7 protein-coding genes are annotated in these 8503 nt (G+C 60.4%); 3 read left to right on the forward strand and 4 right to left on the reverse strand.

The genetic code is table 11. The features are described from left to right. Nucleotides 1-264 precede the first annotated feature (264 nt). Nucleotides 265-1065, reverse strand: a complete 801-nt coding sequence (locus Q0H50_RS06880; protein ID WP_294420819.1) for an SDR family oxidoreductase — start codon at nucleotides 1063-1065, stop codon at nucleotides 265-267. 254 nt (nucleotides 1066-1319) lie between these two features. Here Q0H50_RS06880 and Q0H50_RS06885 point away from each other — a divergent pair, with 254 nt between their 5' ends. Both Q0H50_RS06885 and Q0H50_RS06890 read left to right on the forward strand, forming a co-directional pair. Continuing rightward, the gene (locus Q0H50_RS06885; protein ID WP_294420820.1) at nucleotides 1320-2960 is read left to right on the forward strand and encodes a PLP-dependent aminotransferase family protein; all 1641 of its coding nucleotides are present in this window, start codon (nucleotides 1320-1322) and stop codon (nucleotides 2958-2960) included. A 167-nt stretch (nucleotides 2961-3127) separates the two neighbouring features. Beyond that, nucleotides 3128-3922, forward strand: coding sequence for an HAD family hydrolase (locus tag Q0H50_RS06890; RefSeq protein ID WP_294420823.1), 795 nt, complete (start codon nucleotides 3128-3130; stop codon nucleotides 3920-3922). A 12-nt stretch (nucleotides 3923-3934) separates the two neighbouring features. Here the strand turns inward: Q0H50_RS06890 and Q0H50_RS06895 are convergent, their stop codons facing one another. The 3 genes from Q0H50_RS06895 to Q0H50_RS06905 form a co-directional block, all read right to left on the reverse strand. Beyond that, a complete protein-coding gene (locus Q0H50_RS06895) occupies nucleotides 3935-5119 on the reverse strand; it encodes an MFS transporter (protein ID WP_294420825.1) in 1185 nt (394 codons plus the stop codon). 170 nt (nucleotides 5120-5289) lie between these two features. Then, nucleotides 5290-6609 (reverse strand): dicarboxylate/amino acid:cation symporter, encoded by a 1320-nt coding sequence (locus tag Q0H50_RS06900; RefSeq protein WP_294420826.1) that lies wholly within the window; start codon nucleotides 6607-6609, stop codon nucleotides 5290-5292. 449 nt (nucleotides 6610-7058) lie between these two features. After that, nucleotides 7059-8039, reverse strand: a complete 981-nt coding sequence (locus Q0H50_RS06905) for a DMT family transporter (RefSeq protein WP_294420827.1) — start codon at nucleotides 8037-8039, stop codon at nucleotides 7059-7061. Nucleotides 8040-8163: 124 nt separating this feature from the next. Here Q0H50_RS06905 and Q0H50_RS06910 point away from each other — a divergent pair. Next, on the forward strand, nucleotides 8164-8503 hold a 340-nt coding region (locus Q0H50_RS06910), incomplete at its 3' end, for a peptide deformylase (protein ID WP_294420829.1).

Genomic DNA, 8503 nt, shown 5'->3' on the forward strand with positions numbered 1-8503 from the left:
GTGTTCACGTCCCCTGTTCACGCGGTCTAGCCAAGCGAACGTTATCTCCCCCTGTTCGCTCGACAGAAATGGCCGAAGTGCGAAAGGGGAAGGGGCGTTGGTTTTCCGGCAAGCTTGAACACGCCTCCGTCCCCTGTTCAAGAAGCAGAGAACGCAAAAGCGCCTCGGACCGCAGATGCCCGAGGCGCTTTCGATATTCCACCGGAGGGATCCGGACAGAATCATAAGAAGTAGGTGGCCGAAACGGCCGTGTAACCTGGCAGGTTACGGGCGCAGGCCCATGCCGCCTTCGAGCGTGATGGTCTCGCCGCTCATGAACTTGAAGTCGGGACCGCACAGCTGCACGACGGCACGACCGATCTCGGTCTCGACGTTGCCGTAGTGGCCCATCGGAGGCATGTGCACGTTGGCCTCGTAGGCCTCGGGATACTGCTCCTTGAAGTTCTCAAGCGCAGCGGTCCAGGCCAGCGGGCAAACCACGTTGGCGTTGATGCCGTCGGGGCCCCACTCGGTGGCGGCGACGCGCGTCAGGCCGCGGATGCCTTCCTTGGCTGCAGCGTAAGCGCACTGGCCGTAGTTACCGAACAGACCGGCGCCGCTGGCAAAGTTCACCACGGAGCCCTTCGTCTCCTTCAGGTACGGGTAGCACGCCTGCATGTAGTAGAAGGCAGCATACAGACCGGAATACAGCGCCAGATCGAATTGGGCAGTGGTGTGGTCGGCGATGGTGACGCCGGAAGCGGAGGCCTGGGCGTTGTTCACCAGCGCGTCAATGCGCCCGAACTCGGCCATGACCTGCTCGACGGCGGCTTGCACGACCGCCTGGTTGTCGGCCTGAGCGTTCACGTCGGCCTGGATGGGCAGAACGCGGATGCTGAACTCGCCCTCAAGACGCTCCTTGGCGGCTTCGAGCTTCTTCACGTTGCGGCCGGTGATGGCAAGGTTTGCGCCCTCTTTAGCGAAGGCGGTGGCGATGCCGAAACCGATGGAACCAGCGGAACCGTCCTTCAACGCCGCAAAACCAGCTCCGGTGATGATGATGGTTTTCCCGGTGAAGTAACCCATGTTCGTCTCCCGTCTTCGTGTGCCCTTGGCGTGCATGCAAATGGCCGCAACAGCCAAGGAATCGTTGCGGCCGGATTCAATGAGCAACAAAAGTGTAATCGCTATTTGGTTTGGTCAAAAGAACCAACACAGTGATAGTTTTACATACCAGATAGACCAGTTGCACCAGTTCATTCAACCGCTCAAACCGGCCGTTCCCGCTGCAAGCGCACCGAAAAACGCGCTTTTGCAGCCGTACGCGAAAGGATCAGCCCATGTCGGGATCTCAGCAGGCAGGTATGCTTACGTACGATTTGCGCTCGCGCGGCACCAGTTCGCTTTACGAATTCCTATACCAGTCCATTCGCGAGGACATCGCGCGCGGCCGAATCCCCTGCGGAACGAAGCTGCCTTCCAAACGCAACCTTGCCCAGCACCTCGACATCGGCGTTGCAACGGTCACGGCAGCCTACGACCAGCTGATCACGGAAGGGTTCGTGCGCACCGAGCAGCGCCGCGGCTATTTCGTGGAAGATGTCTCCGAGTTCCGGTGTAAGCCGGTTACATCCCAGGTCAAAGACTTGAATAGCGAAGGCGAAAAGAACATCGATTCCGAAATCGACACGCGAGATACGACTGCGGAAGGGGTTGATGCCGATGCAGGGCGCCGCGTCGGTAAAGATTGGGAAACCGGCAAAAACGCTGCAGACACCGTCCATGTTGACGCCTCCGCCGCCAAAACCCCGCAGGCTATTGAACGTGCCCGCGACCCGGAGTACTTCGTGGACTTGAAGGCTAACCGCACGAGCGTGTCGTTGTTCCCGGCTACGGTGTGGGGGCGCTATATGCGCGAGGCGCTTTCGCTTCCCAGCGATAACCTGCTGCGGTCGATCCCGTTCAACGGCCTGCCCGAGCTGCGACGCGCCATCGCGTCGTACCTGCGGCGCACGCGCGGCATGGACGTTTCGCCCGATTGCATCATCATCGGCGCTGGCAGCGAATACCTGTACGGCCGCCTGCTGCAAATGCTCGGGCCCACCACCACGTTCGCCATGGAAAACCCCGGCTATCGCAAGTTCGCCGCCATCTCCAAGGCGTTCGGCAACCCCTGGCGGCCCGTTCCCATCGACGAATCGGGCCTGCTGGTGGACGAGCTTGAGGAATCGGGCGCCGATGTGGTGCACGTTTCGCCGGCGAATCATTTCCCCACGGGCATCGTCATGCCGATCAAGCGGCGCCTAGAGCTGTTCGAGTGGGCGAACCGCGCGCGCAAACGCTATATCATCGAGGACGATTACGACAGCGAGTTCCGCTACAGCGGGCGCCTGATCATGCCGCTGTTCGCCGACGATGCGTCCGACAAGGTGATCTACCTGAACGCCTTCTCCAAGACCATGGTGCCCAGCCTGCGCATCAGCTATATGGTGTTGCCGCCGAAGCTGCTAGCGCGCTACGTGGACACCATGAGCTTCTACTCGTGCACGGTTTCCAGCTTCGAGCAGTACGCGCTAGCCCGCTTCATCGACGAGGGCCACCTGGAGCGGCATATCAACCGAACGCGCAATTTCTATCGTCGCCAACGCGAGGCGGTTTTGCGGGAGATCGCGCAATCGCCGCTGGCGGAAATCTCTCACGTTGAGGAGCGCAACGCAGGCACGCACTTCTTGCTGTACGTGCGCACAAGCCTTACGCACGACCAGGTCAGACAGCGCGGCGCAGAGCAGGGGCTCAACATCTCGCTGTTCAACGACTATCTGCTGCGCGATGGCGACGGTTTGAGCGAGCGCACAACGAAGCGTTTTGAGAAGTATTCGAACGGCGAAACCGCGCTCGTGCTGAACTACGCCGGCATCGAGCCGGAGCGCCTGCCGGAAACCGTACGTCGCCTAGCATGCGTGTTCCCGGAGTGCGAATAAGGTTCCGTCAACGACCCTTCAACGCCGCATCAACGGCGGGTAAGCATCCTGCGCAGGTTTCATGACCGGCATTTCCGCTTGCGAAACGCGCCGTACAATGGCGGCGAAGTTAAGGATACGGAACAAACGCGCGGCGCACGGGGCGCGGCGGCAAAGGAGGCTTTTGCATGATCAAGCTCATCGCATCGGACATGGACGGCACGCTTCTGGATGGCGAAGGAAATGTGCCGCAGGAGACGTTCGACCTGATCAAGCGGCTGAAAACCGCAGGTATCGGGTTCGTTGCGTCCTCGGGCAGGCGCTTCGATACGCTGCAGGAGCTGTTCGCCCCCGTGAGCAACCAGATGGATTTCGTTGCCTCCAACGGTGCGCAAGTGGTGATCGGCGGCCAGCTTGTGGACCGCGAGGTGTACAGCCACGCCGCGCTGCGCAGACTTAAGAACGTGGTCGACCTGTTCGATGGCCTGCACCTGGTGGTCTACGACCGCAAGATTTCCTACTTGCTTGACGACGAGGAGTGCTTCGAACGCGAGCTGGACAAGAACCTTCCGAACCCGCTGCGCGTGCGCGACCTGCCGTGCCCCGATATCAGCATCATCAAGGCCTCCATCTACGTGGACGAAGCCGTCATGGATATGGCCTACATCCTGGAGCGCGAGATGGGCGAGGACTTCGTGTTCGCACCGTCCGGCCGCAAGTGGATCGACGTCATGCAGCGCGGCGTGAGCAAGGCCCCGGGCATCAAGCAGGTGATGGAAGCACGCCATGCCCGCGCCGAGGAAGTGGTGGCGTTCGGCGACTCCATGAACGATTACGAAATCATGCGCATGGTGGGCACGAGCATCGCCATGGGCAACGGCCGCTCCGCCATCAAGGAGATCTCCACCAAGGTGATCGGCCCCAACACCGAGCACGCCGTGCAACGAGAACTAGAAGCCCTGCTCAGCATGATGGGGAAGTAGCGGCAAGCTGAATCAAGCCTGCGTGCCGTCGAGCTTCTTGATGACGATGGACAGCAGTGCAGCCGCAAGGGCGATGGCGGCAAGCGCGAGCATGACGGGCGTGAGCCCGAAAGCATCGCCGGCCATGCCCAGGAACGGCTCCGCCACGCCTCCAAGGCAGATAGCCACGCCGTATGTCAAGCCAGACGCCATACCCAGATGCTGCGGCACATACCCCATACCCACGGCAACCGCGGAAGGATAGAACAGGTCGACACCGATGGCCAACACCGCGGTCAGCGCCAATGCCAGCCCGACCGAGGAGCCGTTCAGCGCGAACGCGGCACCGGCAAGGCCGGTAACGGTTAAGCAGGCAATGGTGAGCCTGTGGGCGCCGATTGCTTCGGAAGTGCGCCCGGAAAGCGCGGTGCCCACCATGCCGGCAACGGAGAACAGCGAGATGGCCAACGAACTTGCCGCCTCGGTTTGCCCAAGCACGTTCATAAGGAACAGCGGGATGAAGGCCATGAAGCCGTAGCTGAGGACGGATCGAAGCGACAGCGTAACCATAACCAGCCCGAACAGTCCCCAGCGTTCAGGACGCTCGACGATCGCCGCATCGGACACAGCGACGGCGTTGAGCGCCTTGAATCGGCTATTGTGCACGAAGAGCGCCGCCGCGCACAACATCGTGGGCACGAGGAAAACGGCAAGCCCGTGCATGCCGAATAACGACAGCGAAACAGCGGCCATGATCGGCCCGATGAAGAAACCCACGTTGCCGCCAACGGCGAAGATGCTCATGCCGTTGCCCTTGCGCGCACCAGCCGCCAGGTTGGAGATGCGGCCTCCTTCCGCATGGAACATGGCCACGCCGAACCCGCATACCAGGGCGCTTGTCACGATAAGCGGATACGAGCTGGACCAGCCGATGCCCGCCATGCCCGCACCGGCCAGCAACACCCCAAGCCCCATGAACCATGGGCATGCGCGGCGGTCGCTGATCCAGCCGAACAGCGGCTGCACAACTGCAGACACGATATTGGCAGCGAAGACCAGCATAACGGCTTGCGTATATGAGTATCCGTCCACAACCAGGAAGGGCAGTACCGCCGATAGGGCGCCTTGGTTGATGTCCGAGCACGCATGCCCGAGCATTGCCAGGTAGTTTGAAACCCGATCGCCATCATGCGACGACCGTGCGGTCATGGTAGCCATGCGACCCGTCTGCCTCCTTTCTTCTTGATTGAAGTGAACTCAACCGGTAAAGCTTGTTCATATTGGTCTTGAAACGAACGCGTGTTCGATGGTACCATAAAAGAAAAGGGATGGCGGCAGATATTTTCTGCAACCATCCCGAAAGATTCGATCGTTCGACTCAGCGCGCTTTACGCAGCCTTGGCGGCCTGGCGAGCTTCCTTGCGCTTCTCCAGGGAGTCCACGCACACGGCAGCGGACTGGTCGCCGGTGATGTTGACGACGGTGCGCATCATGTCGAGCACGCGGTCGACGCCCGCGACCAGCGCGATGCCCTCGACGGGCAGGCCGACGGACTGCAGCACCATGGCCAGCATGATCATGCCGGAACCGGGGACGCCGGCGGTGCCGATGGAGGACAGCACGGCGGTCATGACGATGACGCACTGCTGGCCGATGGTCAGGTCGATGCCGAACACCTGGGCGATGAAGATGGCGCAAACACCCTGGTAGATGGCGGTACCGTCCATGTTGATGGTGGCGCCCAGCGGCAGCACGAAGCTGGAGATCTCACGGCGCACGCCCAGCTTCTCGGAGCACTCCATGTTAATGGGCAGCGTGCCCACCGAGGAGGCGGATGCGAAGGCGAACGTCATGGCGCGGAACTGGCCCTTGAAGAACGTCAGCGGGCCCATCTTCGCGATGGCCTTCACCATGCCGGAGTACACCAGCACCATGTGCAGGATCATGGCCAGGTAGGCAACCAGGATGAGCTTGAGCAGCGGCAGCAAGATGTCGGGGCCGTTGGTGGCAACCACGGGGGTGATCAGGCCGAACACGCCGAACGGCGCGATGGAAATGATCATGTGCATGATCTTGATGCACACCTCGGACATGCCGTTGACGAAGTCGGCGACGGGCTGCGCCTTCTTGCCGGCGGCCAGGATGCCGAAGCCGAAGAACAGCGCGATCACGATGATCTGCAGCATGCTGGCATCGGACATGGGCTGCACGAAGTTGCTAGGGAAGATGTTGACGATGGTCTCGATGAAGGAAGGAGCGGCCTTTGCCTCATACGAAAGCTCGTCGGTGGTAAGGGTATAACCGCCGCCGACGTTGAACACGTTGGCGATGATCAAGCCGATGACGATGGCGCACGCGGTGGTGCACAGGTAGTACGCGATGGTCTTGCCGCCGATGGCGCCGACCTTCTTGATGTCGGACAGGCTGATGACGCCGGCGATCATCGAGAAGATGACCAGCGGCACCACGATCATCTTGATAAGGTTCAGGAAGATGGTGCCCAGGGGCTTGATGTAGGTGGTGGCGATATCAGGGGTGCCCTGCAAGGCAAGACCCGCCACAACGCCCAAAGCCAACGCAATGAAAATCCACGTGGTAAGGGAAAGACGTTTGAACCAAGGCTTGTCGGCGTTTTCAGCGGAAACCGCTTCCGTAGCCTCCTTAACGTCTGCTTTGACCTCTTGCTCAAGGTCGTTGATCTTCGACATGCGAACCCTCTCTAACTCAAAAATCCCTTCCTATGCAGTCATCGCTTGCATACGAAACTGCAATTGAGGCGCCATAAGGCACAAACGCGCATTGTACCCGAAAATCTATGAAATCATCCAAAAACGGCCATAGTTTTCGACAACCGAGGGAAACTATCGGCAAGAAGCCTAAGGCGATACGTTTGGCGACGGATACATCATGGAATCGAAGATAATGCGCAGCTTCTAAGTTGCTCGGGATTCGCGTTAGCCGTTGCAGAAAGCGAACAAGCCCGAAGCTGGCAAAAACTTGCCAGCGCCACAGCGTTGACGCAAAGGATGTCATTGTCGCACACGATGACGGCTCTATATGTGCAGCAACTTTAGATCGACTTCTCTGAGACTTAGGCTGAGAACCCTTAGATTGAGACCCAAATGTACGCTCAATATTATCGATAATATATCTTATGTTATCTTGGCTTCTCGCCCAACGTAACGAGCGCCAGCATGACCAACATCAGAACCAATCCCGCCCAATCGAAGCCGGAAAACGCCGTGCCCAGGAATACGCAGGCGCACACGCTGGCGCTGATCGGTTCGACGGCGCCCAACAAGCTGCCGGTGACCGAGCCCACGAATGCCACGCCGCGCAGATACAGCCCGAACGACACGAACGTCCCCAAAACAGCCAGGCCTCCGACAAGCACCAGCCAGCCGAACGCGTCCATGCTCGCAACCGCCTCGGGAGCGCCCGTGCCCATGGCAAGCTGCACGACGTACGCGATTCCCGAGCACGCGCACGTCACCAGCATGCCCACACTCGTGGCCGCAAAACTGCCGAAACGGTCGAACAAACCCGCAGCACGCGGGGTCAACACGTAGATTGCAACGCACACGGCATTCAAAAGGCCCCAGAACAAGCCCGCCGCCGGCAGCACCAGCGTGCCCAGGTCACCCTGCGTGGCGATCAGCACCGTGGCCGCGAATGCGCAGATCAGACCCAGAAACTCGTTCCCCTTCGGCAAATGCCGCCCCATCACGCACGTGAACAGCATGACGAACACGGTGCTGAGCATCTGCAGCACGGTGGCGGTGCCGGCGTTGGTGAACGCGATGGTCATGGCGTACGCGAACTGATCGACGAACAGCGCGGCGCCGAACACCAGGAAGAACAGCTTCACGCGAGGTTCGCTCTTCCAAATCAGCTCGAGCATGTAGCGACGCCGCAGCACCAGCACGCCGAAGAAGAACAGCGTGGCCACCAGCGAGCGCACGGCGGTGGCGAACATGGGCGTGATGCCGTAATGCGAGAACAGATGCTGCGCGCACGCGCCCGACACGCCCCACAACCCGGCGCCCGCAAGCGCGCAGACGATACCGACCCAGAAAATGCGGCGCCGTGCGGCGTTTGCCGCCTGCCCATCGGCAAGCTGCGCGTCCGTTTTCGCCATAACCTAAACCCTCCCTGATGTACACCAGCGTATGCGTTAAAATGTCGAAAGCGATTGTAGAGCAATACGTCGGCTTGTGCATTCCGCACGCGTTTTGCGCCGGCGTCGAAGCGAAGGAAGTCTTATGGCTATCAAGGAACTGGTCCACGACGAAGCGGTGCTGTCCACTCCCTGCGAGAAGGCAACGGCCGAGGATGCCCAGGTGGCGCAGGATTTGCTGGACACCATGGCGTCGCTCGACGAGGCGGCCTGCCTGCACGCCAACCAGATCGGCGTGACGCACAACCTGTTCGCCTACGTTGACGAGAAGGACAAGCAGCACGTCATGTTCAACCCCGTCATCAAGCTGGGCCTGGCTGCAAGCAAGCAGGTCGAAGGCTGCTTCACCCACGAGGAGCCCGTCACGGTCACCCGCTACGACCGCATCAAGGTCTCCTACGAGGAGATGGTGGACGGCAAGCTGG

Origin of the sequence: uncultured Senegalimassilia sp., from assembly GCF_934632265.1 — a bacterium.
GTDB lineage: Bacteria > Actinomycetota > Coriobacteriia > Coriobacteriales > Eggerthellaceae > Senegalimassilia.

Excerpts from the sequence above, each read along its gene's own strand:
- Q0H50_RS06905 (WP_294420827.1), bottom strand. The coding sequence starts at position 8,039 with ATGGCGAAAACGGACGCGCAGCTTGCCGATGGGCAGGCGGCAAACGCC.
- Q0H50_RS06890 (WP_294420823.1), top strand. The coding sequence starts at position 3,128 with ATGATCAAGCTCATCGCATCGGACATGGACGGCACGCTTCTGGATGGC.
- Q0H50_RS06885 (WP_294420820.1), top strand. The coding sequence starts at position 1,320 with ATGTCGGGATCTCAGCAGGCAGGTATGCTTACGTACGATTTGCGCTCG.
- Q0H50_RS06880 (WP_294420819.1), bottom strand. The coding sequence starts at position 1,065 with ATGGGTTACTTCACCGGGAAAACCATCATCATCACCGGAGCTGGTTTT.
- Q0H50_RS06895 (WP_294420825.1), bottom strand. The coding sequence starts at position 5,119 with ATGGCTACCATGACCGCACGGTCGTCGCATGATGGCGATCGGGTTTCA.
- Q0H50_RS06900 (WP_294420826.1), bottom strand. The coding sequence starts at position 6,609 with ATGTCGAAGATCAACGACCTTGAGCAAGAGGTCAAAGCAGACGTTAAG.